Here is a 24275-nt window from a genome sequence, read left to right on the forward strand (position 1 = left end):
CGCCGGTGCCATCACCTTGCCTTTTGTCCTCCCGCATGCCGGAAATGTCATTTCGAATCTTTTCTCCCACGTCCTCTTCATCGAAGGTCTTGGTAATAACCCTGTTGCCTTTGCCTTCCTTGCTCGTTTTCTCGACCACCCTTCCAATTTGGAGCCCGATGACGAAAATGACGAACATGATTATCAGGAGACTGACAATGAGAAACTTAAACCCGATACCTTCGCCTTTTTTCCTCCGAGAATGTCTCGCCATTACATCCTCTCCGGCGCTGAAACCCCGATCAATGCGAGGCCCTGAGAAACAACCTTCCTTATTCCAATTGCAAGGGCCAGCCTATTCATGGTGATATCCTGGTCCTCCCCGATAAACCTGAATCGGTTGTAGTAGGAATGGAACATCCTGGCAAGGTCAATGAGATAAAAAGGGATTCTTTGCGGCTCGAGAAAGGCAGCTGCATCTTCCAGAACATCCCTGAATTCCAGGATCTTCTTCATCATCTCCAGATCATCCTCTGTGGTCAGCCCGTTCACCGACAGAATGTCGGGAAGGTGTATTCCTCTTTCCCTGGCTTCTCTCAATATACTACATATGCGTGCGTGGGCATACTGGACGTAATATACGGGATTATCTGCGGATTCTTTTTTTGCCAGATCGAGGTCGAAATCGAGATGGCTGTTGGCATTCCTCATCAGATAAAAAAACCTCGCCGCGTCGCTCCCGACCTCATTGAGGACATCCCGGAGGGTCTCGAACTGTCCTTCTCTTGTGCTCATTGAAACGGAAACACCATCTTTTATCAGATTCACAAACTGTACGAGAATAATTTTTAACGCCTCTTTGTCGATTCCCAGTGACCTGACAGCGGCCTGGAGCCTTGGAACGTACCCGTGATGGTCCGCCCCGAGGATATCGATCATCTCAGCAAAGCCTCTCTTTGCCTTGTTTCTGTGGTAGGCAATATCCGACGCAAAATAGGTGTTCTGCCCGTTTGCCCTCACTACCACCCTGTCCTTTTCATCCCCGAAATCGGTACTTCTGAACCAGAGAGCGCCTTCATCCTCGTATAGGTACCCCTTTTCATCCAGAATCCCGATGGAATTTAAAACCTCGTTACTTTTGTAGAGATCCGTTTCTAAGAACCAGTTGTCGATCGTAACGTTGAAATATTCCAGATCCTCCTTTATGTCTTTCAGAATTCTTTCCTTTCCATAGTTTGGAAAAAACTCAGGAGTCCCTCCCCCGTCGTTGAGGTATTTATCGCCGACTCTTTCCTTGACCTCTCTGGCGATCTCCTTCAGATATTCTCCTTTGTAATGGTCCTGCGGAAATTCGACCTCCAAACCCATGAGCTCCAGATACCGCAGAAAGAGTGATCTGCCAAGAACCTCGATCTGGGTTCCCACGTCATTGACATAGTATTCCGTCATCACCCTCCTTCCGGAAAAACGCAGGATCCTGGCGAGGGAATCTCCAAAGGCCGCTCCTCTCCCGTGGCCCACGTGGAGCGGGCCCGTTGGATTTGCCGATACGAATTCGATGATTACGGGTAACATTTTCGCTTCGGGAAAGGAAATAAAATCATCGCTGTTGACGTGACGGTTGACCGTTTCAACTACTGAGATTTCGGATATGAAAAAATTGATAAACCCAGGACCTGCTATTTCTATGCGAGAAAAAAATTTATCCCTGTCGTGCTTCATTATCGATTTTCTCACCTCTTCTGCCAGTCTCTTGGGATCAGACTTCGTTTTCCTCGCAAAAACCATCGCAATGTTCGTCGAATAATCGCCAAAGGCGATATTTTTCGGCTTTTCAAGCAGAATGGAATCGGGGCGGAGTCCTGTTTTCTTTTCAATTGCCGATATAACGGGTATTTTTATGCGTGAATGTACTATTTCTCTCATCTACCATCTCCCGGTCAGGAAGACCGTACAGAAGTCTCATGTCATGGTTAAGATTAAAAATTTAACCCATCCATTTGGTACAATCAAGCCATAAATGAAGGACTGCTTCGTGTGAGTGTGTTTGCCCCGGGTTTCAGGCAGAAAACGGGAAAGGATAGAAAACCAGCTTCTGATAACAACCCTGTAAAACCGTGTAGGTGTTGCCGGCTAAAAATCTCTCAAGCCGAAAGACAGGTAACTTCTGATGCCTGCGGCCCTCTCGGAGTATCGACTACATCGTACTCCACCTTCTGTCCTTCTTTGAGGGTCCGGAAGCCATCCATCTGGATAGCCGTGTAATGGACGAATATGTCCCTTTCCCCCTCATTTTCTATGAAACCGTAACCCTTCGTTTCGTTGAACCACTTTACCGTTCCGACCCTTTTCATGACATCCCCCCAAAGTCACATACAAAAAACATATGTATACTGTATACAGTATTATTACCAGAACAAAAAATTGTGGTCAAGGAATAATATTCCCGGCTGCAATATTTTTTCAATGAGAGGTCAATTTCAGGAGGAACAAAGAGTTGGGTTTTCCGGGCAAGTCGCCCGAATGAAAAAGATTGAGGGTGTTGCTCTTTACCAAGCTTCTCAAACGTTCCCTGCTCTTGTCAGGACACGGTCATTCATTTTCCCCGCCTGCCTTGCCATCAGGCTCCTTCACTTCATCTTCCAGTATAATAATTTTTTCTCTCTCCTTTATTAATCCTAAATCTTTTCGGGCAATATCTTCAATATAGTTCAAGTTATTTTTTAAATTATTCTCCTCTTTCTCCATCCTTTCGATATCCTGTGATACCTCCTTTCTTTTTTCCTCGAGCATCTCATATTTTTTCCTGAGGGTCAGGTATTCCAGGAGTCCCATCTTACCGAAGAAAATATCGTAAAGGATCATCGAAAGTGCGAGGAAAAAAAGGCAGGCAATGAGAATTTTGTGAATCTTTTTCTTTCCTTTATCCATGATCTTCTCGCATTACAGCTCCTGTTCACAAAGAGAGGAATCAGGAAAAGAGACTGTTTTTCGCAAGGGAATAAAAGGTGGAGAAGGTAAATGCCTCCTGAACAATCTCCCTGTATGGTTGGTCGCCAGCAAATACCCCCCAGAGAATCCTGGTGAGCCTGGCGCTCTTTTCGCTGGCGTCCTCTCCCTCTTTTTGCACACACCCTATATATATATCCGATAAGACTCCCCGCCTCAATATCCTCTCGTACATCTCAAACAGCATCTTTCCCCACCTGTTGTCAGTGTGATATGCGTCAAGGCACCTCCTGAAGAAATGCTGCTCCAGGTCATCTTTTCCTTTTCCATGATTCACAACCGTATCGGCAAGTATCTTTGACGTTTCGTAGGCAGATTCGATCCCATTTTTGAGAAATCGGGAAACGAAGGCATCCCCGATGACAGCAACACCGTCATCGAAGCAGTTGATCGCGCAGCCGACGGGTGCCTGGGGGTGGCAGTGGCAAATCAGCTCATAATTTTCAGGAAGAAACGTTTTCAGGCGCTGGTTATTCTCGAGTTCTTCCCTCAGGTACGCTATCTTCACATATTCACCTATCGCCGTTATGGTAAGAAATTCATCTTTTGGTGTCACGGCTATGAAACGAATTCTTTTGTCTTCCGTGCTGAAAATGTGGATCATATTCCCGAGTACGCGAGGAATATAGTCCGGGTCCACCTTCACTTCTGCCTGGCATGTGTGCCATGTTTTCGGAGGGGTGTACTCGGGGATGAGGTAATTGGATATAGGGGAGTTCACGCCGAAAGCGCCGACGATAAGGTTGAACTCTTCCTTTTTCCCCTTCGACGTATGCACGCGGAAAGTTCTCCCCTCACCTTCACCTACGATCTCGACATCTTTTACCCTCTCATTGATGAAAACCATACCCCTTTCCAAACACTGGTCAAGCAACACCTGGTCGAAACTCCTGTAGTGGCCCTCCTTTTCCAATAGTGGGCCTCCCCCCCGAAAAACCGTATAGATGCCCTTTCTCTCGGGATGGATGATGTGCGCCTCTCTCCTCTTGCCGTGTATTACATATCCATCAACGATCCTCCTCACCGTCGTGTCCTGGAGATCAATGCCGGCGTCACGGATCTTGTCATAGGTGAGGTACCCTATTGCGCCTGCGCACATGTTACAGCCGCCGGGACCGTACATGTCAAAAACCTTCTTGTCGAACAGGGTTATGTTGAACTTCCTGTTCTGCCTCTTTGCGAGATTATCGATGTGGATCGCAAAGAACGTTCCCGCAGGCCCCGCCCCGATAACTCCAATCTTGTCATTATCTTTCAATGCGCTCCCGTGGCCCATTCACCTCTCTCCTCTTTTCGTGAGGCAAATACCCCCTGTACTGCCTGAGTGCCCTGTCCCCACCATTTTTACAAAAACGAATAGAACCGAAACCTTGGAAGAACAAGGAGAGATCCTGTCTCTTTACATTTTATATTATTTCCATGCAGCTGGTGTATATCTTGATACGCGCGCATGTCTTCAGCCCCAACACCTGGGAATTGGGGTAAAGGAGAAAATGCAGAAATGGAAGGTTCCCACCGGGATGGTGATATCCCACGCGCGATCTTAAAACTCGACGTTCACTGCCCCCCCCGATTTGTCGTCCCTGCCCTCCACAATGGCATACACGATCCCCGCCGCGCCTGCGCCGACAATGGCCCAGAACCACCACTTTTGGGTGAGCCTCTTTTTTTTCAGGCCCTCACCGAGAGCCCTTGCCTTGCCTGGATCGGGAAGAATGCTCAAAAACAGCTCATCTTCGAGGAGAGGCTGGATATCCTCCAACGCAAATCTTTTCCCCTTCCTGGGCATGTCCCTGAAGATAGAAAAATGCTCTCCCTCGAATTCCTTCTCTCCCGCAGAGAGAATATAGTCGACAGAGCCAGAATCCACGTCACCTTTCAGGACGACCGCGAGCCCCGCGTCCACGCTCATTCTTGCATTGAGCTTTCGAAGGTTTTTGACAACCCCCTCATAGTCGCCGGCGTCCACCCCGCCCTCGATTTCCGATACCTCGTCTATCTCGAGGTTCAGGTCGAGGTGCAACCTGTCACCGGGAAGAGCAAACCGGCTCACGACGTATTCCACATACCCATCTTTTCTCACCGAGAGCGTGAAGAGGCCGGGTTTCTTGACTTTCTCAACGAGTGGGGTCTCACCGATAACCCTGTCATCGAGGAAAACCCTGGCCCTTGAAGGCGTAGAGTTCACGGCTACGGTGACAAAATATTCCTTGCTCAAGGCTTGAAGAAAAAAATCTACGAAATCAGGGGGGTAGGCCTGATCGGAAACGTCACTCTTTCCCGAAAGGTAAACATACCGGGCAATCAGTCTCTCGCTTTCCTCCCTGTCCCCCGTCTTAAAAAGGATGAACGCATATGACAGTGTGGCTTCACTCACGAGATCGAGAGCTTTGCCACCCAGCATGAAATGATATGGGGCATCGACGAGCTCCCTGTGCTGCTCTGCTCCCTTTTCAAGCTTCAGCTCTTTGAAGTACTGTTTTCCCCGGCCCAACATCTCCCTCCAGCGAAAGAGGGTGTCACTGGCTACGGGCGGAAGCGCGTCTGGCCCATCCTTTCTCACCCTCAAGGAAGATCCTTTTAATGGTTCAAGGGATAGTTCCTCACGCAGGAAGCGCTGCATGTCATCGAAGTAGCTTCTTGCTTTTTCCACATCGATTCCCTTTTGAGAAAATTCTATGAAAACGAGGCCATTTGTCCGCGCCTGTTCCGCCTGCACGGAAAATGCGGGAAAAAAGAGCACCAGGTGCATAAAAACGAGGATGAAGAAACGCACGTTTCCTGACTGTCTACACCCTCTTGACGTAGATTTCATCGGCTATACCCTGGTCCACGGCAATCATGGTCTCCTCGATCTCTATGACAAAGGAAGGCTTTTTCTGTAAGAGCTTTATCGATGTTCCCGGCAAAAGACCGATCGAACTCAACCTCTCAAGCCTCTTCTTCTGCCGGGGCATGATGAAAACGATCCTGTACGGATCTCCCAGAGAGGCATCGGAGAGTCTGATGACGAGTGGAGAAACGTCTTTTGTAAATTTTTTGCAGCAATCTCCCCGCGGGATCGGCTTGTTATGGGGGCAGAAGGGTGGATGACCGAGAAAAGTACATACAGATTCTGTCACCTTGTCGCTCAAAACATGTTCGAATTTACACGCGCTGCTTTCGATGTGAGTCTCCTCGAGTTCAAACAGCTGCGTGAGCAGACATTCGGCAAGACGGTGGCGCCTGACGATTTCTTGCGCCCTCAAAAGACCCTGATCTGTCATCGATATCTTCGTGCCATCCCTGGTAATGAGACCCTTTTGCTTCATCCTCTCGAGAATTCCTGGCGTATCCTCCTCCTCGGATGCCTTGAGGATATCATCGATCGTAAACTCTCCCGATTCTCGAAGTGTCCATATGAGCTCGAGTATTTCTTCTACACTGTATTCAATCATTCCCCTTGCTCTCTTTGAAAATCTTTTTCAGCGTGTCGACAATTTTAGACTGTGGCACAACAAAGGAATATTTGCAATTCGGACAGCATATCATTTTACACGATTTGCCCAGGGGGCACTCCGTATGGCAGCTCGCATCGAGCGTGTTTATCTGAAGCCCGCAGAAAGGGCAAGCAAGGTACACAGGTTATCCCCTAAAAATGAATGTCTAGTATTCTTATAAATTTGTTGAAGAGAAAACCGACGAATATGGCAAAGGGAAAGATAAACAAAAATATGTACGTGGCAATGCGCTTCCCCTGTTCCTTGATGATGACGAAAAAGTTGGCTATGCAGGGGATGAACAGGGTTATCGTGATCAAGCTGACCATGACCTGTCTGGTATCGAGAAGGCCCGCCTTCTGCATGGAGAAAAGCCCCGCCGCCCCGTAGTCTCTCCTGAGGAAACCGATGATAAAGGATTCCGCCGCTTTCGGAGGAAGATCGAGGAGGCCGACGATGACCGGGGATGAAGCTTTCTCGATAAGTTCCAGTATGCCGAATCTGTCGAACAAAAAGAGGATAACCGTACCGAGAACAAAGAGGGGAACAGCCTCCTTCAGGTACCACTCTATCCTTGCCATGGTTTTTATCAATATGTTTTTAAACTGAGGGATGCGCAGAGGGGGAATTTCCATGATGAAATCAACCTCTTCGCCCCTGATGAGCTTTGCAGCGAGAAACCCCACGGATATGATAATCGCGATTATGAACAGCATCCAAACGATCGTTGCAAACATGCCCAAACTCCCGAGCATGCCGAGTACGACTCCCAGCTGGGCTGAGCATGGTATCCCGAGGGCAAGAAGCAGGGTGATTATCAACCGCTCCTTTCTCGTTTCGAGAATGCGCGTGGTAAGCGTTGCCATAGTATCGCATCCCAGCCCGAGAATCAGAGGAAGAACGGCTTTCCCGTTGCATCCGATTTTTTTGAACAGCCTGTCGACCATAACGGCGAGTCTCGGCAGATACCCGGAGTCTTCCATGATACCGAAGCCGATAAAAAATGTACCGACGATGGGAAGGATGATGGCGAGAGAATAGGTGAGCGCCATGGTAATGATGCCGTATTCACCGACAAAAAAGTCCTTTACAATCTGCCAGGGAACGATGCGTTCGAAGACTTTGATGAAAAAAGGGTTGATATACCCTTCAAAAACCGTGCTCTCGAGAAAGTCAACGAGCGTTCCCGCACCAAACTGCCCGACGAAGACGTAGGCAAGGTAGAGTGCTGCCAGGAGAAACGGGATCCCATAGACGGGATGCATGGTCGCTTTCCCGAGGCTGTTCATTACGCTGCTTTTCTTCGCTCCCGCCTTCTCTTTGAAGAGGCTGACGATGGTTTGAATTTTCTGGTGCCGCGCGTTGTTGATGTGGTACGCGACGGGCACGCCGACCTTTTTTTCCAGTTCGTGCCTGATGGCATCGAGTCGGGATATCTGGTTCTCCGTGAAGTGGTCGTGCAGCCATCGGGTCAATGACTGGTCACCGCATATTATGGCTATGGAAAGACCCCTCACCGCGCTCGAGAATCCATTGTTTTCGAGTATTGCGCTAACCTTCGTAATGCTCTCTTCGATGATATCGCCATAGTGGACCGTGAACTTGCCCGCCCGTGCGTTATCTATGATTCCCATGATCTTCTCGAACCCTTTCCTTCTGACTGCGACTGTCTTGACCACGGGAATTCCAAAGACGTCAGAGACCTTTTCACTGTCGATCGACAGGCCATGCTTTTCCGCCTCATCCATCATGTTCAATATCAATCCCATGGCAACACCGAACTCGGACAGCTGAATCGTTACGCTCAGGGAGCGCTCCAGGTTTTTTGAGTCGCATACCTGAAGGACCGTCGAAGAATTTTCCGTGAGGATTATGTCCCGCGTAACCTTCTCGTCCTCGGACATGGGAAGGAGAGAGTTGATGCCCGGCGTATCGATAATCTCCATCACGCTTCCACCCGGCTTGTAAACGCCCTTTGAAATCTCCACCGTCGTACCGGGGTAATTGGAAACGGTAACGTACCTGCCCGTCAGGTGACCGAAGATAACGCTTTTGCCGACGTTAGGAGCCCCGACGAGAATTATCTTTCCAGCGGCTCTCTCCTTGGCATCGACCCTATTTTCTCCGTGGCACTTCATGGAGGTTCCCCCGTCTACTTTCGGCAATCAAGGCAGATGCCGAATATATAGAGCGAATGGTCGATGATTTTGAAATCATGCTTATCCGCTATTATTTTTTGGAGTATTTCTATTTCGGGATCGCTGAATTCGGTGATTTTTTTACAGACGAGGCAGCAGATATGATCGTGATGCATTGCCATACCGTTTTCGAACCGCTTCTTACCATCCCCTATCTCGATCGATGAAGCGTAACCCAGCTCCTCGAGGGTCCTGAGTGTTCTGTAAACGGTTGCATACCCGATGCCCGGATTTTGCTCTCTGACTTTCCTGAAGAGTTCGTCAACGGAAACATGCTCCTCCAAGGTGAAAAACATTTTCATTATTTTCCGTCTTGTCTTTGATGCTTTCATGCCCTTTTTTTTTAGTTCTTTCTCAACTTTACCCAGGAATTCTTCCACTTTCCCCCCTATCTCACTTCCTTTCGCTGCGGGATAAATTGAAAATGATTTTCATAATAATAAAAAGAAAATAAACGTTAGTCAAGGAAAATAATTTTCCCCATCGTTAAAAGAAGCTTTTGCCGTTAAATCCGGGGCGGTTGTTGCCCGGCTCAAGAACCCTGTTTCTTCTTTTTCTTCGTGGGGCTCTTTTTTTCGGCAGGGGGGAGGTACTCTATGATCGCCATCTCCGCACCGTCTCCAGCCCTGAACCCGGTCCTGACGATACGTGTATAGCCTCCGTTTCTATCCTTGTATCTTTTCGCCAAAACATCAAAAACCTTTGCGGTGTTCTGCTTGTCCACAAGGATCGCAAAGAGCATCCTGCGGGCATGGGTCGTATCTTTTTTACCCAGGGTTATCGCCTTATCAGCTATCCTGCGCAACTCCTTGGCTTTAGCCACCGTGGTCGTGATCCTTTCGTGATCGATGAGAGAGTTGAGCAAATTTTTAAGCAGGGCCTTCCTGTGCGATGGACTCCTTCCCAGCTTTCTGTGATCTTTAGCGTGGCGCATGCCCCTCTCCTTACTTATTCTTCCTTCGGAACCTCAATTTTCTTATCCTCCTCCACCTTGAAATTATCAACTTTCATACCAAGGTAAAGGCCCATTTCCTCGAGAACCTGCTTGATCTCATTCAGGCTCTTTTTGCCGAAGTTCTTCGTTTTCAGCATTTCCTGCTCTGTCTTCTGCACCAGCTTGCCTATGTATTTGATGTTAGCGTTCTTGAGACAGTTATACGCCCTTACCGACAGTTCGAGTTCATCGATGGTTCTGTAAAGTTTTTCGCTGAACTCGTCATCTTTTATTTCCTCTTCGACCGCTTCATGTTCCTCTTCTTCAGGCTCTTCAAAATTTATAAAGATAACGAGCTGGTCCTGAAGAATCCTGGCAGCGTATGCCACTGCATCGGCAGGAAGAAGGGAGCCGTCCGTCCAGATTTCGATTATGAGCCTGTCGTAATCGGTCTGCTGCCCGACCCTGGCATTGGTAACGTCAAAGTTAACCCTCTTTATGGGGGAGAAAATTGCATCAATGGGAATCGTGCCGATGGGAAGATCCTCTTCGATGTTCTTCTCTGCGGCCATATATCCCTTGCCCATCCTCATCGTTAGCTCAATTTTCAGAGACCCACCCTCCAGGACTTCCGCGATGTGATGGTCCTTGTTGATAATTTCGACGTGATGATCGGTTACGATGTCTCCCGCAGTAACTTTCTTGGGCCCCTTCACATCGATACTTCCCGTTCGCGGCTCATGGGAGCTCGTCCTCAATTGAACACCCTTGAGATTGAGGATTATGTCCGTGACGTCTTCCACGACTCCCTGGATCGAGGAAAACTCATGCTGCACACCCTCTACGGAAAGCGACACGATTGCAGCTCCCTGAAGGGACGAAAGAAGGATTCGCCTGAGGGCGTTTCCGATCGTGGTCCCAAAGCCCCTCTCGAGGGGTTCGGCGACAAACTTTCCGTAATAGCCCGTTGCAGACTGAGCATCTATGTTGACTCTTTTCGGTTTGATCAACTCCTTCCAATTTCTCTGGAACATACGCTTCCTCCAATTATTTTGAAGCCCTTCTTTGTTACTTCGAATATAGCTCTACGATGAGCTGTTCCTGAATCGGCTCGGTTATGTGCTCTCTCGAGGGAAGGTTCTTTACAACACCCGTGAACTCATCCCTTGCCAGTTCGAGCCAATCTGGAATCCCCTTTCTCACAACCGAATCCAGCGCTTCATTGATCTGCTGAATTTTCCTGCTCTTTTCCTTCAGCTCAACGGTGTCACCCTCTTTGACGAGATAGGATGCGATATTGACCTTTTTCCCATTGATGTTGAAGTGGCCGTGGTTCACATACTGTCGCGCCTCTCTCCGGGTAACGGCAAAGCCGAGCCGGTAAACAACATTGTCAAGTCTCCTTTCCAGGAGTATCAGAAGATTGTCCCCTGTCTTCCCTTTCATCTTGTCGGCCTTGTAGAAATATATCCTGAACTGCTTCTCCATCACGCCATAAATCCTCTTGGCCTTCTGCTTCCCTCTGAGCTGAACCCCGTAGTCACTGAATTTTGGCCTCCTCTGGCCCTGCTGACCCGGCGCATATGGCCTCCTCTCGAAGGAGCACTTATCGGTAAAGCATCTATCACCCTTTAAAAAGAGCTTCATGCCTTCCCGTCTGCAAAGCTTGCAGACCGACTCGTTATATCTACCCAATTTCTCTACCTCCTTGTGCTAAACTCTTCTTCTTTTCGGCGCCCTGCACCCGTTGTGGGGAATCGGTGAAACGTCCCTTATATAGTTGACCTTCAATCCCGCCGCCTGCAGGGTCCTGAGCGCTGCCTCCCTGCCTGATCCCGGTCCTTTGATGTAAACGGCCACTGTCCGAACACCGTTATCCATTGCTTTCTTCGCAACGTCTTCCGCCGCCATCTGGGCGGCAAAAGGTGTCGACTTCCTCGATCCCTTGAAGCCCATGGCGCCTGCGCTCGACCAGGCTATCGTGTTCCCATCCATATCGGTTATGGTGATTACCGTGTTGTTGAATGTGGCTTTGATATGAGCCAGCGCTGTTGGAATATTTTTCTTTGCTTTCTTCCTGCCCTTCGATGGCTTCGCCATTTTTCCTCCGTTTTTTCCTGACCGTCTTTACTTTCTTACCTTCTCTCTCTTTTTCCCTACAACCGATTTTCTCGGCCCCTTCCTCGTCCTGGCGTTTGTGTGGGTGCGCTGTCCCCTGACGGGAAGCCCCTTTCTATGCCTGAGCCCCCTGTAGGTCCCCAGATCCATCAACCTCTTGATGTTCATCGCCACTTCTTTTCTCAAATCACCCTCGACTTTGACCCTGGCGTCGATAACCTCTCTTATTTTTGCAACCTGATCCTCGGTCAGATCTTTCACCTTTATGGTCGGATCGACACCCGCTTCAACCAACACCTTCTGTGATGTCGTATGTCCTATACCGAAGATGTAGGTGAGGGCAATGTCAATTTTCTTCAATTTCGGAAGGTCGACTCCTGCAATACGTGCCAATGTTTCCTCCTTTACCCTTGTCTCTGTTTGTGCTTGGGATTTTTACAGAGCACTCTTATAACACCTTTCCTTTTAATAATTATACATTTGTCACATATTTTTTTAACTGATGCTCTAACTTTCATATCTCCCTCATCTTCTCGTTCTGTATACGATTCTTCCCCTCGTCAGGTCGTAGGGGGAAAGCTGAACGGTTACCTTGTCACCGGGAAGAATCTTGATGAAATTCATTCGCATCTTCCCGGAAATGTGAGCAAGGATAACCATTTCATTTTCGAGTTCCACCCTGAACATTGCGTTCGGCAACAGTTCGATGACGGTTCCTTCCACCTCTATTGCTTCTTCCTTCGCCATAACTCTCCCTAAACCTTGCTTAAAATCATAGGCCCATTCTCTGTTATTGCCACGGAGTGCTCGAAGTGGGCTGAAAGCTTTCTATCCTTCGTGACCACGGTCCAGCCGTCACCTAGGACCTCCACCTCATATCCTCCCTGATTGACCATCGGCTCCAGGGCAAGGACGAGTCCCGGGACGAGTTTGATCCCCGTTCCCTTATTGCCGAAATTTGGAACCTGTGGCTCTTCGTGCAGGCTCTTTCCTATCCCGTGCCCCACAAAATCCCTCACGACGGAAAACCCGTTTTTCTCCACGTGCGATTGAATCGTGTACGAAATATCGTATAACCTGTTTCCGCTCTTTGTCTCCCGTATACCTTCGTAGAGGGAGCTTTCCGTAACATCGAGGAGCTTTTTTGCCTTTCCGCTCACCGCTCCCACGGGAAAAGTCTTGGCCGCATCCCCGTAAAACCCGTCCTTGTAAAGACCGAAGTCGATGCTTACGATATCTCCCTCCCTCAAGAGCTTGTCTTTCCGGGGAATACCGTGAACAACCTCTTCGTTGACGGACACACAAAGATTCGCCGGGTAACCCATATATCCTTTAAACGCCGCCCCCACATTCCTGTCCCTTACAAACTTTTCCGAAAACTCCTCAAGGTCATACGTCGACATGCCGGGCTCTATGATTTCCCTTATCCTTTCGAAAAAATCTGCCACAATGGCATTTACCGCTCTCAAGGCTTCGATTTCTTCACTGTTCTTAAGTAGGATCATTTATCATTCATTCATCAAGGATAGATACGATTTTCCCGTATATATCATCAATTTCTCCCTTCGCGGGAACAGTCCTCAGATTGCCTTTCGACGAGTAATAGGTGATGAGGGGTTCCGTCATATCTCTGTATGTCTTCAGCCTGTTTATTATCGTTTCTTCCTTGTCGTCGTCCCGCTGATAGAGCTCTCCCTTGCAGACATCGCACCTTCCTTCCTCTTTTGGAACGTTGTAAACCACGTGGTACATGGCGCCGCAGGACCTGCAGGTTCTTCGCCCCGAAAGCCTGCCTATGAGGTCGCTTTCATCCGCTTCGAGGGATATGACGTACCCTACCTCCTTCCCGAGTTCCTCTGTAACTGCTTCAAGAGCCTCAGCCTGAGGAATCGTTCGGGGAAATCCGTCGAGTATGAACCCGCTGTTACAATCGGGTTTTTGAAGCCTCTCCCTTACGATACCGATGACAACATCGTCGGGTACGAGGGAGCCGCTGTCCATGCACATTTTTGCCTTCAGCCCGAGTTCCGTCTCCTCTTTCACCGCTTCCCTCAGCATGTCTCCCGTCGATATCTGCGGGATTTTATACCTCTCCATGATCTTTTTCGCCTGGGTACCTTTTCCAACACCGGGCGGCCCGAGAAGTATGATGCCCTTCATCCCCCTACCTCCTTGCTCTCACTTTCCCTTTTTTCAGAAACCCTTCATAATGCCTGGACAGAAGGTGAGTCTCTATCTGCTGAACCGTGTCCATTGCTACCCCGACCACGATTAACAATGCCGTTCCGCCAAAGTAGAACGGAACGTTGAACCTGTTTATGAGAATTGAGGGGAGAACGCAGATTGCCGCAACGTAGAGAGCGCCGCCGAGGGTGATTCTCGTGAGTACGAGGTCGATATATTCCGCCGTCCTCTTCCCGGGTCGTATTCCGGGGATATACCCGCCATATTTTTTTACATTGTCCGCAACATCGACGGGATTGAAGGTAACCGCCGTGTAGAAATAGCAGAAGAATATGATGAACACCACATAGAGCAGCTCATAGAGCACCCGGCCCGGTGTCAGGTATGTCGATATGTTCTGTGTAACGGGATGGGGTATGAAGTTGGCCAGCGTCGCGGGAAAGAGCAGGATGGATGAGGCAAAAATTGGCGGAATGACACCTGCGGTATTTACCTTCAACGGCAGGTGAGTGCTCTGCCCGCCGTACACTCTTCTGCCCACGACCCTTCTTGCGTACTGTATCGGTATACGCCTGTGAGCCCTTTCAAAATAGACAATCACGGCAACCACGAAAATCATGATCGCGATGAGGAACAGAAGGATGAAAAGGCTCAATTCGCCTGCTTTGACGAGCCTGCCAGTCCTGACGATGGCGCTCGGCATACGGGCGACGATTCCCGCAAAAATAATCAACGATATTCCATTCCCTATTCCTCTCTCCGTGATCTGCTCACCGATCCACATGATAAAGAGGGTTCCCGATGTGAGCGTCAGAACGGTGAGCATCCTGAAGCTCCAACCCGGATGATAGACAACAGAGGCTCCCGATGCCACTTGCATTCCCTCGATACCTATCGCGATGCCGAGCGACTGAATTACGCTGAGTAAAACCGTGCCGTATCTCGAATATTGATTGATCTTTTTCCTGCCCAGTTCCCCCTCTTTTGAAAGCCTTTCCAGGTATGGGACAACCACCGTGAGCAGCTGAAGAATGATGCTCGCGCTTATGTAGGGCATTATCCCGAGGGCAAAAACAGAAAGTCTTTGCAGGGCCCCTCCGGAAAACATGTCGATCATTCCAAAGAGTGTTCCGCTCTGTTGTGCGAAAAATGCAGATAGCGCCGGCGTGTCGATCCCCGGCGTCGGCACGTGAGCTCCGAGCCGGTATATGATGAGAAAACCGGCGGTCACGAGTATCCTTTTCTTTAACTCGGGGATCTTTGTTATGTTCTGTAAACTTCCTAACAAGTTAGCCAACCTCTACTGAACCACCGGCGGCTTCGATCTTTTGAACAGCCGACGGGGAAGCCTTGTTCACCTTGACGTTGAGTCTCTTCGTCACCTCTCCCTTCCCCAGGAGCTTGACGCCGCTTTTAAGGTTTTTTACGAGCCCTTTTCTCAGGAGAAAAGGGATGTCTACAACATCTCCATCCTCGAACACTTCCAGGCTGCCCACGTTGACGATGGCAAATTCCTTCCTGAATATGTTCCGAAACCCCCTCTTGGGAACCCTCCGTTGAAGAGGCATCTGCCCTCCCTCAAAACCGGGTAGCGTTTTGCCTCCCGATCTCTGGCCCTGCCCCTTGTGACCTCTGCCACAGGTCTTTCCCATGCCCGAACTATTTCCTCTTCCCACCCTCTTTTTCCTCTTCTTTGATCCGGTAGGTGGCTTCAAATCATCCAGTCTCATCTGCCATCTCCAAATTTACGTTTATCCTTCCTCAACGTGGAGCATGAACTTCACCTTCTCGATCATTCCCCTGATTTCAGGCGTGTCCTTCCTGATAACGGTTCCATTCAGCTTTCTCAAACCGAGTCCCCGAATAACCCTTCTCTGCTTTTCCGATTTGCCGATCAAGCTTTTCTTGAGCGTTATCTTAAGTTCTTTGCCCATCGCCCCACCTCACTGCTCCCCTCTTTTCCGAAAGGCCACGACGGCGGAAGGGTCTTTAATTTTCAAAAGACCATCGATGCAGGCCTTGACGAGGTTGTGGGGATTGTTGCTCCCGATGGACTTGGTGAGGATATCCGTAACGCCAGCCGCCTCGACGACTGCCCTGATCGCTCCACCTGCTATCACGCCCGTCCCTGGTGAAGCCGGCTTCAGCACCACCTTGCTCGCTCCAAATTCACCGAGAGAATCATAGGGTATCGTGCCTTCCACAAGGGGTATCTTCACAAGATTTTTTTTCGACTTTTCTATCGCTTTTCTAATTGCTTCGGGAACCTCATTGGCTTTTCCGAGGCCGTATCCCACGATGCCGCTGCCATCGCCCACTACCGTAAGAGCACTGAAACTGAACCTCTTTCCGCCCTTTACGACCTTGGAAACCCTGCTTATGTGAATGACCTTTTCCCTCAAATCCAGACCGTCGGGTTTTATTCTCTTCGTCAAATCAAAAGCCTCCTTTTAAGTTATTTCCTCAGAATTCAAGCCCGGCTTCTCGGGCGCCCTCGGCGAGAGCTTTTACCCTTCCGTGATAGATGAATCCGTTTCTGTCAAAGACGATCTTCTTCAATCCCTTCTCGATCGCTTTTTCCGCCACGACCTGTCCGACCACCTTCGCCGCTTCGGTCTTCTTGAGACCCTTCACCTTCTCCTTTACATCCCTGTTGAGCGTCGATACGGTGAGGATGGTGCTGCCTATCGAATCGTCTATGATCTGTGCGTAAATGTGTTTTGCGCTTCTAAAAACAGACAGTCTCGGTCGCTCCGCAACGCCGAATATCTTTTTGCGAATCCTTTTTTTCCTTCTTGCTCTCAGATAGCTTTTCTGCTTGACTTCCATCTGTGAAACTCCTGATTTTTATATGGCGATTTGCATCACTTTCCTACTGCTTTTCCGGCTTTCTTGATCAGCCGTTCGCCCCGGTAGCGTATACCCTTGTTCTTGTAAACATCGGGCTTTCTGAACGCCCGGATCTCGGCCGCAACAAGACCCACCTTCTCCTTGTCGTACCCGAAGACTTTGATCACCGTATTTCTCTCCTCAACGGTGATTTTTATCCCTTCCGCTATCGGATATTGCACCGGATGGGAATAGCCGAGGGTGAGGTGAAGGTCCTTTCCCCTCATCTCGGCCCTGTAGCCAACTCCATGAATTTCGAGCACCTTTTCAAATCCCCTCGACACACCCTCCACCATGTTGCTCACGAGAGTCCTCACGAGACCGTGATACGCCCGGGACCTTTTGGTCTGGTTGGCTCTTGTGACGTGGATTTTCCCGTTGTCTATGTTCAGAACTACACCCTCGGGAATTTTCCTAGAAAGAGAACCAAGCTTTCCCGTAACCGTCAAAGTATTTCCTTCAAGATTTACCTTGACGTCATCTGGAATGTCGACGGGAACCTTTCCGATCCTTGACATTTTCCCTCTCCGTTTACCAGATTTCGCAGAGCAGCTCCCCGCCTACGCCCTGCTCTTTTGCCTTGTCGCCGGTCATAACTCCACGTGACGTGGAGAGAATGCAGATTCCATACCCTCTCTTTACCGTGGGAATATCCTGTTTCCCCACGTACACCCTTCTTCCCGGTTTGCTGACCCTTCTCATGCCGAGGATGGCGTAGCCATAGATAGGGCTCTGCTTCAGGTTGATTCTCAACATTCCCTGTTTCGTGTCCTCTCTATACTTGAAGCTCTCGATAAATCCTTCTTCTGTCAAAATAGACGCGATTGAAACGAGCATGTTGGACGATGGAAGCTCAAAAGAGTTCTTTCCCGCCATCTGGGCATTGTTTACCCTGGCAAGAAAATTCGATATGTGATCGTTGATCGGCATATTTTCTCCCCTTTACCAGCTCGCTTTTCTCACGCCTGGAAGCTCTCCCCGGAGGGCAAGCTCCCGAAGACATATCCGGCAGAGCTCGAACTTTCTGTAAAACGCCCTTGACCGGCCGCAACGCCTGCAGCGATTTTTTTTCCTTACCTTGAATTTCGGTTCCCTCTTCATCTTTTCGAGCTGAGACTTCCTCGCCAATTCACTCCCTCCTTTAGTTGCGAAACGGCATTCCCAGGAGCTTGAGCAGCGCCAGGGCTTCCTCGTCCGTTTTCGCCGAAGTAACGAACGTAACGTTCATACCCTTTATTTTTTCTATCTTGTCGTAATTTATCTCGGGAAAAACTATCTGCTCCCTTATACCGAGCGTGTAGTTTCCCCTTCCATCAAAGCCCCGCGGAAGGACTCCCTTGAAATCTCTCACCCGGGGGAGGGCCACATTGAACAGCTTGTCGATGAAAAAATACATCCGATCCCCGCGAAGAGTAACCTTGGCACCTATCGGCATGCCCTTTCTCAACTTGAAGTTCGATATCGACAGGCGTGCCTTTGTCACAATCGGCCTCTGTCCCGTAATGACGGCAATCTCATCCATGGAGGAATCGAGTATCTTGATATTCTGTATCGCCTCGCCGACCCCCATGTTGACGACAACCTTCAACAATTTGGGTACCTGCATCTCATTTTTGTAGTCGAATTGCTCCATCATCTGCTTCTTGACTTCCAACTTGTAATATTCCAAGAGTCTGGGCTTCATCCCGGTCCCTCTTCCCTATTTCTTTTTCGCCTCGATTGTCTCTTCGCAACTTTTGCAGAAGCGGAACTTTTCTCCCGCTTCGGTAATCCTGTAGCCTACCCTCACGGGTTTGTTGCACTTGTCACACATTATCATGGCATTTGTGGCAAATATGGGGGTTTCCTTTTCGATAATGCCGCCCTGGGGGTTGACATTGCTCGGTCTTACGTGTCTCTTCACGACGTTGACCTTCTCAACGATGATCTTCCCTTTTTCGGGCAGCACCCTGATAACCTTCCCGACTTTTCCCCTGTCTTTCCCTTTGATGATCTTGACGATATCGTTTCGCCTGATCCGCATTTTGACCTGGGCCATCTCCACTCTCCTTAAAGCACTTCCGGGGCAAGTGAAATGATCTTCATGAAATTTTTTGCCCTCAACTCTCTGGCGACAGGGCCGAAGATTCTCGTCCCCACCGGCTCTCCCTGGGGGTTAATGAGGACTGCGGAGTTCGTGTCGAACTTGATATATGTCCCGTCGGGTCTCCGAATCTCCTTGACAGCTCTGACGACAACGGCCCTCATGACATCGCCCTTCTTTACCTTGCTATTCGGGAGTGCTTCTTTCACGCTCACAACGATCACATCGCCGAGGGAAGCATACCTCCTCCTCGAACCGCCGAGAACTTTGATACAGTAGAGTTTTTTTGCACCCGAGTTGTCTGCAGCATCAAGAACTGTTTGCATCTGAATCATGGTAAGGCTCCCGGAAAACCCTATTTTATCTCAGGCCGCTCGATCAACTTTGAAACCCGCCACCTTTTCTCTTTCGACAGCGGCTTGGTCTCCACTATCTGGACGGTATCCCCGACCCGGTACTCTCCCCGCTCGTCATGTGCTTTGTACTTTGCCCTCTTCCTGATGTATTTCTTGTAGAGGGGGTGCATGACAATCCTCGTTACCTGAACGACGACGGTCTTGTCCATTCTGTCACTGACCACCTCGCCGATCCTCGATTTCCTGAGTCCCCTTTTCTTTTCCGCCATTTACTCACTCACCTCTTCAGAAATGTTATCGATCTCAACCTGTTTCTCTTTGATTACGGTTTTCATTCTCGCAAGGACCCTTCTCTTGCTCCTGATGAGCATCTTGTTTTCCAGCTCAGTGGTAAATCTTTTTATCTTGAGGCGGAAGATTTCGTCCTCCAGCTCTGCTTCTTTCTGCGTCAACTCCTCGAGGGTCAGATCCCTCATCTCTTTCGCCTTCATCTTACATCTCCCTCGTTACAAACTTCGTCTTTACCGGGAGTTTATGGGAAGCCCTTCTGAACGCCTCCTTTGCAACCTCCTTTGATACGCCCTCAATCTCATAGAGGATTCTGCCCGGTTTTACAACGGCTACCCAGAACTCGGGAGATCCCTTCCCTTTCCCCATTCTCGTTTCAGCAGGCTTCTTCGTTATGGGCTTGTCCGGAAAAATCCGGATGAAGAGCTTCCCTCCCTTTTTCACGTGCCGGGTAATCGCAACGCGGGCTGATTCGATTTGCCTCGAGGTTATCCACCCGCTCTGAAGCGCCTTTATCCCGAATTCTCCGAAAGCCACATAATTTCCGCTCTGGGCTTTTCCCCTCATTCTTCCTTTTTGCTTCTTTCTGTATTTAACCCTTTTTGGAGCCCGCATTTACCTCTCCTGTAGCTCAGGTTTCGTCCTCTCCCTCTTTCTCGAAAATTTCACCCTTATATATCCAGACCTTGACACCGATGACGCCGTAGGTGGTCTTGGATTCGGCAAAGCCGTAATCGATATCTGCCCTAATCGTGTGAAGAGGAACCCGTCCCTCTCTGTACCACTCCGAGCGGGCGATTTCAGCTCCTCCCAGCCTACCGGCAACGTTTATCTTGATCCCCTTGGCCCCGTACTTCATCGTGTTCAGCACGGCTTTTTTCATCGCCCTCCGGTAGGCAACTCTGCGGAGTATCTGGGTCGCAACATTCTCCGCCACGAGAATTGAGCTGAGCTCGGGCCTCCTCACCTCGTGAATGGTGACCGATATCTCCTTGTCCGTTAGCTTTTGCAAATCCCTCTTCAGTGATTCGATTTCGACCCCCTTCTTTCCGATTACGAGGGCGGGACGGGAAGTTCTCACCTGAACGATAACCTTCTTGGCTTTCCGCTCCAGCTCAACATCGGCTATGCCTGCATGGAACATCTTGTTTTTTACGAACTGTTTTATCTCCAGGTCCTCCTGCAGCAACTTCGCGTAATCTCTGTTCGCATACCATCTCGATTTCCAATCCTTGGTGATTCCTACCCTGAAGCCATAAGGGTGAACTTTCTGTCCCAAAACATCCTCCTTTTACTTTTCGTCGAGAATTATCGTTATGTGGCTCGTTCTTTTCCGGTACATGTGCGCCCTTCCCATCGGCGCGGCCCTGAATCTCTTCATCATCGGCCCCTGATCAACGAAAGCCCTCTTGACGTAGAGGTTATCCAGATCGATTTCCCCGGTCTCCGTGGCGTTCGCAATTGCTGAATCCAGCACTTTCTTCACTATCCGGGCGGAACCTTTCTTGCTGAACTTCAGCAGGGCGATCGCGTTGTTGATGTCCTTTCCCCTGATCAGGTCGACAATCTGCATCACCTTCCTCGGTGAAATCTTCACATAGCGCAACGACGCCCTTGATTCCATGACACTTCTCCGGTAAATTACTTACCTCTTCTCGCTTTTCGGTCCCCCGCATGACTGTAAAAAGTCCTGGTTGGGGAAAACTCTCCCAGTTTATGACCCACCATATTCTCCGTTATGTAAACGGGGAAAAACTTCTTCCCGTTGTGCACGGCAAAAGTCAAGCCAACCATCTCCGGGATAATGGTGGACCTCCTCGACCAGGTCTTTATGACCCGCTTGTCGTTCGCTTCGACGGCCCTGTCGACTTTTCTCATCAGGTGTTCATCAACAAATGGTCCCTTTTTGACTGACCGTGGCATGGAACTCCTCCCTTACTTTCTTCTTTTCACGATAAAGTTGTCAGACGGCTTCTTTCGCCTCGTCTTGTACCCTTTTGTCGGCATTCCCCAGGGGGACACCGGATGCCTGCCACCTTTCGCCTTGCCTTCTCCCCCGCCGTGGGGGTGGTCAACGGGGTTCATTGCCGTTCCGCGGACATTTGGCCTCTTCCCGAGCCACCGGTTCCTGCCCGCCTTTCCGATGGAAACGTTTTCATAATCGAGGTTGCCTACCTGTCCGACGGTGGCCCTGCAATGTAAATTGATAAGCCGCACCTCCCCCGAGGGAAGCTTCACGTGGGCATTCTTTCCTTCCTTTGCAAGAATCTGGCACACAGCGCCCGCACCCCTTGCTATCTGCCCCCCTTTACCGATCTTCAACTCCACGTTGTGCACGAGTGTTCCCACGGGAATATTCTTCAACGGAAGGCAATTGGCAGGCTTTATGTCGGCGCTTTCAGAGGAAATAACGGTATCGCCCACGGATAGGCCCAATGGTGCGATTATGTACCTCTTTTCACCATCGATGTAATGGAGGAGTGCAATCCTCGCAGATCGGTTCGGGTCGTACTCGATGGCTGCAACCCGTGCCGGAATATCGATCTTTTCCCTCCGGAAGTCTATAACCCTCAACTTTCTCTTGTGCCCCCCTCCCCTGCACCAGACGGTCGTCCGTCCCTGGTTGTTCCTTCCTCCCGACTTTTTCAGCTGGCGGGTGAGAGACTTTTCCGGTTTTTTCTTTGTTACATCGTCCGACGTCAGGACCGTTTTCGTCCTGACCCCGGGTGATGTCGGATTAAAATGTTTAATTCCCATTACAATTCTCCACCCTCAAATTTATACCCCTTCAAAGAACTCTATTTTTTCTCCCTCTTTCAGCTTCACGAGGGCTTTTTTCCATGAAGACACGCGGCCCACAGAGCGGCCAAGCCTCTTTTCCTTTCCGGGCACGACGATGGTCTTCACATCAAGAACATTTACCTTGAAAAGATCTTCGACGGCTCTCTTGATCTGCAACTTGTTTGCCCTCTTGTCGACTTCGAAGGCAACGTAATTCCCTACATCTTTTATGTATGAAGACTTTTCTGTTATGACCGGCCTCTTTATGATGTGGTATTTTTTCATTTTCCCAGCCCCTCTTCTATCTTCTCGACGGCATCTCCCGTTATGACGAGCTTTTCGAAGCGAAGGATATCAAGGACATTGAGAGCCTTCTGTGGAAGCACTTTGAATTCTCTCAGGTTTCTCGCGCCAAACCTGAGGTTTTCCGATGGTTCCACGTCCACGATGAGTGCGCTCTTTAATTCGTGCGCCTGGGCAAACCTGAGAAATTCCTTCGTCTTCGGCTCGTCGACCAGAATTTCATCGAGCAAAACCAGGTTTCCTTCTTTGAGCTTCAGGCTGAGCGCCGTCCTGAGAGCAGATTTCCTCACTTTTTTGTTGACTTTCTGGCTGAAATCACGGGGCTTGGGCCCGAAAGCGATACCGCCACCTCTCCACAACGGGGAGCGTATGGTTCCTGCTCTCGCCCTGCCGCTTCCCTTCTGCCTCCAGGGCTTTCTTCCCCCGCCTGATGCCTCGTGTCGAGACTTCGTTTTCGCACTTCCGCTTCTTCGCTCCGCCATCTGAGCCACGACCACGGTGTGAAGAAGGTGCGGCTTGGGGTCAACGCCAAAGATGGAATCGTTTAGTTCCTTCTCCCCCACGACCTTGTTGTCAGCATTGAAAATCTCTACCTTCGGCATTATGATTTTTCTCCCCGGGCGCTTAATTTCTCCTTTTTCTTTAAAGCCGTTCTCACGATGACCATACCGTTCCGGGAACCGGGAACAGCTCCCTTGATGAGTATCAGATTTTTATCAGGAAATATTTTTTCCACTTTGAGATTCAGGACCGTCACCCTGTCGTTTCCGTATTGACCGGGCATTTTTTTATTTTTCCAAACCCGGGACGGATATGCGCACTGTCCAATCGCTCCGGGAGCGCGGTGAAACATGGAGCCATGGGACCCGGGCCCTCCGGCAAAACCGTGCCTCTTTACCACTCCCTGGAAACCCCTGCCCTTGCTAATACCCGTTACATCGACAAATTCCCCCTCTTGAAAGATATCCGCCTTTATCTCCTGACCCAGCTCAAAAACATCCGCGTCTTCTACCTTCAGCTCTCGTAAAAAGTAAAATGCGCCCTTCCCCGACTTCCGCATATGACCCATCAAAGGCCTGTTTACCCTGTGCGCTTTTTTTGGCCCGAACCCGACCTGGATAGCATTGTAACCGTCCTTCTCCACCGTCTTTTTTTGTACGACAACACAGGGGCCGGCTTCTATCACCGTCACGGGAACAGCATGACCGTCGTCGTTAAAAATTTGGGTCATTCCAACTTTTCTACCAACTATTCCCTTATTCATTTCAACACCTTTAGTTTTTATATTTAAAGTTTTATCTCAACTTCTACGCCTGCAGGAAGATCGAGCTTCATAAGTGCGTCGAGAGTAGATGGATTCGGCTCGAGGATATCGATCAGCCTCTTGTGCGTCCGAATCTCAAACTGCTCCCGGGATTTTTTATCGATGTGTGGCGACCGGTTCACCGTGAATCGCTCTATCTTGGTCGGCAACGGGATCGGTCCATACGATTTAGCACCTGTCTCCTTGGCCTTGTTCACGATATCGAGAGCCGACTTGTCAATCAACCGGTGATCGAACGCTTTCAACTTAATCCTGATTCTCTGCGCATCCATATCTAAATCCCCTGTTTACTTGATTATTTCCGACACCACACCTGCGCCGACGGTCCTTCCGCCCTCACGGATGGCAAA

At 49.6% G+C, this 24275-nt stretch carries 41 protein-coding genes; all 41 read right to left on the minus strand.

All coding sequences use genetic code 11. The features are described 5' to 3' along the window. Positions 1-253: hypothetical protein (locus tag GTN70_04805; GenBank protein ID NIO16301.1), on the minus strand; the 253-nt coding region annotated here is incomplete at its 3' end. Then, entirely contained in the window at positions 253-1905 is a 1653-nt protein-coding gene (locus GTN70_04810) for an arginine--tRNA ligase (GenBank protein NIO16302.1), read from the minus strand. The genes GTN70_04805 and GTN70_04810, both read right to left, overlap by 1 nt. Before the next feature lie 218 nt (positions 1906-2123). Continuing rightward, a complete protein-coding gene (locus tag GTN70_04815) occupies positions 2124-2333 on the minus strand; it encodes a cold shock domain-containing protein (GenBank protein ID NIO16303.1) in 210 nt (69 codons plus the stop codon). A gap of 238 nt (positions 2334-2571) precedes the next feature. Beyond that, positions 2572-2910 (minus strand): hypothetical protein, encoded by a 339-nt coding sequence (locus tag GTN70_04820; protein ID NIO16304.1) that lies wholly within the window; start codon positions 2908-2910, stop codon positions 2572-2574. Between the two features lie 40 nt (positions 2911-2950). Next, positions 2951-4264, minus strand: a complete 1314-nt coding sequence (locus GTN70_04825) for a hypothetical protein (protein NIO16305.1) — start codon at positions 4262-4264, stop codon at positions 2951-2953. 267 nt (positions 4265-4531) lie between these two features. After that, complete coding sequence (locus GTN70_04830) at positions 4532-5803, minus strand: PEGA domain-containing protein (protein NIO16306.1); 1272 nt, start codon at positions 5801-5803, stop codon at positions 4532-4534. Next, entirely contained in the window at positions 5778-6425 is a 648-nt protein-coding gene (locus GTN70_04835) for a DtxR family transcriptional regulator (GenBank protein NIO16307.1), read from the minus strand. Before GTN70_04835 ends, GTN70_04830 begins: the two co-directional genes overlap by 26 nt. Before the next feature lie 194 nt (positions 6426-6619). After that, entirely contained in the window at positions 6620-8605 is a 1986-nt protein-coding gene (gene feoB / locus GTN70_04840) for a ferrous iron transport protein B (GenBank protein NIO16308.1), read from the minus strand. Between the two features lie 14 nt (positions 8606-8619). Further along, on the minus strand, positions 8620-9045 hold the full coding sequence (locus tag GTN70_04845; GenBank protein NIO16309.1) for a transcriptional repressor: 426 nt from the start codon (positions 9043-9045) through the stop codon (positions 8620-8622). 152 nt (positions 9046-9197) lie between these two features. After that, a complete protein-coding gene (gene rplQ / locus GTN70_04850) occupies positions 9198-9599 on the minus strand; it encodes a 50S ribosomal protein L17 (protein NIO16310.1) in 402 nt (133 codons plus the stop codon). 14 nt (positions 9600-9613) lie between these two features. Next, the gene (locus tag GTN70_04855; GenBank protein NIO16311.1) at positions 9614-10633 is read right to left on the minus strand and encodes a DNA-directed RNA polymerase subunit alpha; all 1020 of its coding nucleotides are present in this window, start codon (positions 10631-10633) and stop codon (positions 9614-9616) included. Between the two features lie 34 nt (positions 10634-10667). Next, complete coding sequence (rpsD, locus tag GTN70_04860) at positions 10668-11294, minus strand: 30S ribosomal protein S4 (GenBank protein ID NIO16312.1); 627 nt, start codon at positions 11292-11294, stop codon at positions 10668-10670. Positions 11295-11312: 18 nt separating this feature from the next. Further along, the gene (rpsK, locus tag GTN70_04865; protein ID NIO16313.1) at positions 11313-11699 is read right to left on the minus strand and encodes a 30S ribosomal protein S11; all 387 of its coding nucleotides are present in this window, start codon (positions 11697-11699) and stop codon (positions 11313-11315) included. A gap of 27 nt (positions 11700-11726) precedes the next feature. Beyond that, on the minus strand, positions 11727-12110 hold the full coding sequence (rpsM, locus tag GTN70_04870) for a 30S ribosomal protein S13 (protein ID NIO16314.1): 384 nt from the start codon (positions 12108-12110) through the stop codon (positions 11727-11729). An 11-nt stretch (positions 12111-12121) separates the two neighbouring features. Beyond that, positions 12122-12235, minus strand: coding sequence for a 50S ribosomal protein L36 (gene rpmJ / locus GTN70_04875; protein NIO16315.1), 114 nt, complete (start codon positions 12233-12235; stop codon positions 12122-12124). 7 nt (positions 12236-12242) lie between these two features. Beyond that, a complete protein-coding gene (infA, locus tag GTN70_04880) occupies positions 12243-12464 on the minus strand; it encodes a translation initiation factor IF-1 (protein NIO16316.1) in 222 nt (73 codons plus the stop codon). An 8-nt stretch (positions 12465-12472) separates the two neighbouring features. Continuing rightward, the gene (gene map / locus GTN70_04885) at positions 12473-13222 is read right to left on the minus strand and encodes a type I methionyl aminopeptidase (GenBank protein NIO16317.1); all 750 of its coding nucleotides are present in this window, start codon (positions 13220-13222) and stop codon (positions 12473-12475) included. Between the two features lie 7 nt (positions 13223-13229). Continuing rightward, positions 13230-13877 carry an adenylate kinase gene (locus tag GTN70_04890; protein NIO16318.1) on the minus strand — a complete coding sequence of 216 codons (648 nt, stop codon included), beginning with the start codon at positions 13875-13877 and terminating at the stop codon, positions 13230-13232. Positions 13878-13881: 4 nt separating this feature from the next. After that, entirely contained in the window at positions 13882-15189 is a 1308-nt protein-coding gene (secY, locus tag GTN70_04895; GenBank protein NIO16319.1) for a preprotein translocase subunit SecY, read from the minus strand. 1 nt (position 15190) lies between these two features. Continuing rightward, positions 15191-15631 (minus strand): 50S ribosomal protein L15, encoded by a 441-nt coding sequence (gene rplO / locus GTN70_04900; protein ID NIO16320.1) that lies wholly within the window; start codon positions 15629-15631, stop codon positions 15191-15193. Between the two features lie 21 nt (positions 15632-15652). After that, a complete protein-coding gene (gene rpmD, locus GTN70_04905; GenBank protein ID NIO16321.1) occupies positions 15653-15835 on the minus strand; it encodes a 50S ribosomal protein L30 in 183 nt (60 codons plus the stop codon). 9 nt (positions 15836-15844) lie between these two features. Further along, positions 15845-16336, minus strand: coding sequence for a 30S ribosomal protein S5 (gene rpsE, locus GTN70_04910; GenBank protein NIO16322.1), 492 nt, complete (start codon positions 16334-16336; stop codon positions 15845-15847). 28 nt (positions 16337-16364) lie between these two features. After that, complete coding sequence (locus GTN70_04915) at positions 16365-16730, minus strand: 50S ribosomal protein L18 (GenBank protein ID NIO16323.1); 366 nt, start codon at positions 16728-16730, stop codon at positions 16365-16367. 35 nt (positions 16731-16765) lie between these two features. Beyond that, positions 16766-17308, minus strand: a complete 543-nt coding sequence (rplF, locus tag GTN70_04920) for a 50S ribosomal protein L6 (protein NIO16324.1) — start codon at positions 17306-17308, stop codon at positions 16766-16768. 13 nt (positions 17309-17321) lie between these two features. Continuing rightward, positions 17322-17720: a 30S ribosomal protein S8 gene (gene rpsH / locus GTN70_04925; GenBank protein ID NIO16325.1), complete on the minus strand. Its 399-nt coding sequence runs from the start codon at positions 17718-17720 to the stop codon at positions 17322-17324. A gap of 12 nt (positions 17721-17732) precedes the next feature. After that, positions 17733-17918, minus strand: a complete 186-nt coding sequence (locus GTN70_04930) for a type Z 30S ribosomal protein S14 (protein NIO16326.1) — start codon at positions 17916-17918, stop codon at positions 17733-17735. Positions 17919-17931: 13 nt separating this feature from the next. After that, the gene (gene rplE, locus GTN70_04935; GenBank protein NIO16327.1) at positions 17932-18474 is read right to left on the minus strand and encodes a 50S ribosomal protein L5; all 543 of its coding nucleotides are present in this window, start codon (positions 18472-18474) and stop codon (positions 17932-17934) included. Positions 18475-18489: 15 nt separating this feature from the next. Continuing rightward, the gene (locus GTN70_04940) at positions 18490-18813 is read right to left on the minus strand and encodes a 50S ribosomal protein L24 (protein NIO16328.1); all 324 of its coding nucleotides are present in this window, start codon (positions 18811-18813) and stop codon (positions 18490-18492) included. 26 nt (positions 18814-18839) lie between these two features. Next, on the minus strand, positions 18840-19208 hold the full coding sequence (rplN, locus tag GTN70_04945; protein ID NIO16329.1) for a 50S ribosomal protein L14: 369 nt from the start codon (positions 19206-19208) through the stop codon (positions 18840-18842). 20 nt (positions 19209-19228) lie between these two features. Beyond that, complete coding sequence (gene rpsQ, locus GTN70_04950; GenBank protein ID NIO16330.1) at positions 19229-19498, minus strand: 30S ribosomal protein S17; 270 nt, start codon at positions 19496-19498, stop codon at positions 19229-19231. Next, positions 19499-19720, minus strand: coding sequence for a 50S ribosomal protein L29 (gene rpmC / locus GTN70_04955; protein NIO16331.1), 222 nt, complete (start codon positions 19718-19720; stop codon positions 19499-19501). Between the two features lies 1 nt (position 19721). After that, positions 19722-20132 carry a 50S ribosomal protein L16 gene (gene rplP, locus GTN70_04960; protein ID NIO16332.1) on the minus strand — a complete coding sequence of 137 codons (411 nt, stop codon included), beginning with the start codon at positions 20130-20132 and terminating at the stop codon, positions 19722-19724. A 16-nt stretch (positions 20133-20148) separates the two neighbouring features. Continuing rightward, a complete protein-coding gene (rpsC, locus tag GTN70_04965) occupies positions 20149-20796 on the minus strand; it encodes a 30S ribosomal protein S3 (protein ID NIO16333.1) in 648 nt (215 codons plus the stop codon). 12 nt (positions 20797-20808) lie between these two features. Beyond that, positions 20809-21141: a 50S ribosomal protein L22 gene (gene rplV / locus GTN70_04970; GenBank protein ID NIO16334.1), complete on the minus strand. Its 333-nt coding sequence runs from the start codon at positions 21139-21141 to the stop codon at positions 20809-20811. 17 nt (positions 21142-21158) lie between these two features. After that, positions 21159-21440: a 30S ribosomal protein S19 gene (gene rpsS / locus GTN70_04975; GenBank protein NIO16335.1), complete on the minus strand. Its 282-nt coding sequence runs from the start codon at positions 21438-21440 to the stop codon at positions 21159-21161. Between the two features lie 12 nt (positions 21441-21452). Further along, positions 21453-22274 carry a 50S ribosomal protein L2 gene (gene rplB / locus GTN70_04980; GenBank protein ID NIO16336.1) on the minus strand — a complete coding sequence of 274 codons (822 nt, stop codon included), beginning with the start codon at positions 22272-22274 and terminating at the stop codon, positions 21453-21455. Positions 22275-22295: 21 nt separating this feature from the next. Next, entirely contained in the window at positions 22296-22583 is a 288-nt protein-coding gene (locus tag GTN70_04985) for a 50S ribosomal protein L23 (GenBank protein NIO16337.1), read from the minus strand. Then, positions 22580-23203, minus strand: coding sequence for a 50S ribosomal protein L4 (rplD, locus tag GTN70_04990; protein ID NIO16338.1), 624 nt, complete (start codon positions 23201-23203; stop codon positions 22580-22582). The genes GTN70_04985 and rplD overlap by 4 nt, the downstream gene beginning before the upstream one ends. Continuing rightward, complete coding sequence (gene rplC / locus GTN70_04995) at positions 23203-23865, minus strand: 50S ribosomal protein L3 (protein NIO16339.1); 663 nt, start codon at positions 23863-23865, stop codon at positions 23203-23205. Before rplC ends, rplD begins: the two co-directional genes overlap by 1 nt. A 23-nt stretch (positions 23866-23888) precedes the next feature. Beyond that, complete coding sequence (gene rpsJ / locus GTN70_05000; protein ID NIO16340.1) at positions 23889-24197, minus strand: 30S ribosomal protein S10; 309 nt, start codon at positions 24195-24197, stop codon at positions 23889-23891. Between the two features lie 15 nt (positions 24198-24212). After that, positions 24213-24275: hypothetical protein (locus GTN70_05005; GenBank protein NIO16341.1), on the minus strand; the 63-nt coding region annotated here is incomplete at its 5' end.

The sequence above is a fragment of the Deltaproteobacteria bacterium genome (assembly GCA_011773515.1).
In the GTDB taxonomy this organism is placed as follows: domain Bacteria; phylum Desulfobacterota; class Deferrimicrobia; order J040; family J040; genus WVXK01.

Bases quoted from the DNA above. Each gene is read 5' to 3' on its own strand.
- rpsJ (NIO16340.1), bottom strand. From the start codon at position 24,197: ATGGATGCGCAGAGAATCAGGATTAAGTTGAAAGCGTTCGATCACCGG.
- GTN70_04915 (NIO16323.1), bottom strand. From the start codon at position 16,730: ATGGAAGTCAAGCAGAAAAGCTATCTGAGAGCAAGAAGGAAAAAAAGG.
- rpsH (NIO16325.1), bottom strand. From the start codon at position 17,720: ATGCCGATCAACGATCACATATCGAATTTTCTTGCCAGGGTAAACAAT.
- infA (NIO16316.1), bottom strand. From the start codon at position 12,464: ATGGCGAAGGAAGAAGCAATAGAGGTGGAAGGAACCGTCATCGAACTG.
- GTN70_04985 (NIO16337.1), bottom strand. From the start codon at position 22,583: ATGAAAAAATACCACATCATAAAGAGGCCGGTCATAACAGAAAAGTCT.
- rplC (NIO16339.1), bottom strand. From the start codon at position 23,865: ATGAATAAGGGAATAGTTGGTAGAAAAGTTGGAATGACCCAAATTTTT.
- rpsK (NIO16313.1), bottom strand. From the start codon at position 11,699: ATGGCGAAGCCATCGAAGGGCAGGAAGAAAGCAAAGAAAAATATTCCA.
- GTN70_04820 (NIO16304.1), bottom strand. From the start codon at position 2,910: ATGGATAAAGGAAAGAAAAAGATTCACAAAATTCTCATTGCCTGCCTT.
- rplN (NIO16329.1), bottom strand. From the start codon at position 19,208: ATGATTCAGATGCAAACAGTTCTTGATGCTGCAGACAACTCGGGTGCA.
- rpsS (NIO16335.1), bottom strand. From the start codon at position 21,440: ATGCCACGGTCAGTCAAAAAGGGACCATTTGTTGATGAACACCTGATG.
- rpmJ (NIO16315.1), bottom strand. From the start codon at position 12,235: ATGAAAGTTAGAGCATCAGTTAAAAAAATATGTGACAAATGTATAATT.
- GTN70_04810 (NIO16302.1), bottom strand. From the start codon at position 1,905: ATGAGAGAAATAGTACATTCACGCATAAAAATACCCGTTATATCGGCA.
- rpsQ (NIO16330.1), bottom strand. From the start codon at position 19,498: ATGGCGGAAAAGAAAAGGGGACTCAGGAAATCGAGGATCGGCGAGGTG.
- GTN70_04940 (NIO16328.1), bottom strand. From the start codon at position 18,813: ATGCGGATCAGGCGAAACGATATCGTCAAGATCATCAAAGGGAAAGAC.
- GTN70_04890 (NIO16318.1), bottom strand. From the start codon at position 13,877: ATGAAGGGCATCATACTTCTCGGGCCGCCCGGTGTTGGAAAAGGTACC.
- GTN70_04825 (NIO16305.1), bottom strand. From the start codon at position 4,264: ATGGGCCACGGGAGCGCATTGAAAGATAATGACAAGATTGGAGTTATC.
- rpmD (NIO16321.1), bottom strand. From the start codon at position 15,835: ATGGGCAAAGAACTTAAGATAACGCTCAAGAAAAGCTTGATCGGCAAA.
- GTN70_04830 (NIO16306.1), bottom strand. From the start codon at position 5,803: ATGAAATCTACGTCAAGAGGGTGTAGACAGTCAGGAAACGTGCGTTTC.
- rplV (NIO16334.1), bottom strand. From the start codon at position 21,141: ATGGAATCAAGGGCGTCGTTGCGCTATGTGAAGATTTCACCGAGGAAG.
- rplD (NIO16338.1), bottom strand. From the start codon at position 23,203: ATGCCGAAGGTAGAGATTTTCAATGCTGACAACAAGGTCGTGGGGGAG.
- rplP (NIO16332.1), bottom strand. From the start codon at position 20,132: ATGCGGGCTCCAAAAAGGGTTAAATACAGAAAGAAGCAAAAAGGAAGA.
- feoB (NIO16308.1), bottom strand. From the start codon at position 8,605: ATGAAGTGCCACGGAGAAAATAGGGTCGATGCCAAGGAGAGAGCCGCT.
- rplQ (NIO16310.1), bottom strand. From the start codon at position 9,599: ATGCGCCACGCTAAAGATCACAGAAAGCTGGGAAGGAGTCCATCGCAC.
- rplO (NIO16320.1), bottom strand. From the start codon at position 15,631: ATGAGACTGGATGATTTGAAGCCACCTACCGGATCAAAGAAGAGGAAA.
- GTN70_04855 (NIO16311.1), bottom strand. From the start codon at position 10,633: ATGTTCCAGAGAAATTGGAAGGAGTTGATCAAACCGAAAAGAGTCAAC.
- rplE (NIO16327.1), bottom strand. From the start codon at position 18,474: ATGAAGCCCAGACTCTTGGAATATTACAAGTTGGAAGTCAAGAAGCAG.
- rplF (NIO16324.1), bottom strand. From the start codon at position 17,308: ATGTCAAGGATCGGAAAGGTTCCCGTCGACATTCCAGATGACGTCAAG.
- GTN70_04815 (NIO16303.1), bottom strand. From the start codon at position 2,333: ATGAAAAGGGTCGGAACGGTAAAGTGGTTCAACGAAACGAAGGGTTAC.
- GTN70_04835 (NIO16307.1), bottom strand. From the start codon at position 6,425: ATGATTGAATACAGTGTAGAAGAAATACTCGAGCTCATATGGACACTT.
- rplB (NIO16336.1), bottom strand. From the start codon at position 22,274: ATGGGAATTAAACATTTTAATCCGACATCACCCGGGGTCAGGACGAAA.
- map (NIO16317.1), bottom strand. From the start codon at position 13,222: ATGATCCTACTTAAGAACAGTGAAGAAATCGAAGCCTTGAGAGCGGTA.
- rpmC (NIO16331.1), bottom strand. From the start codon at position 19,720: ATGAAGGCGAAAGAGATGAGGGATCTGACCCTCGAGGAGTTGACGCAG.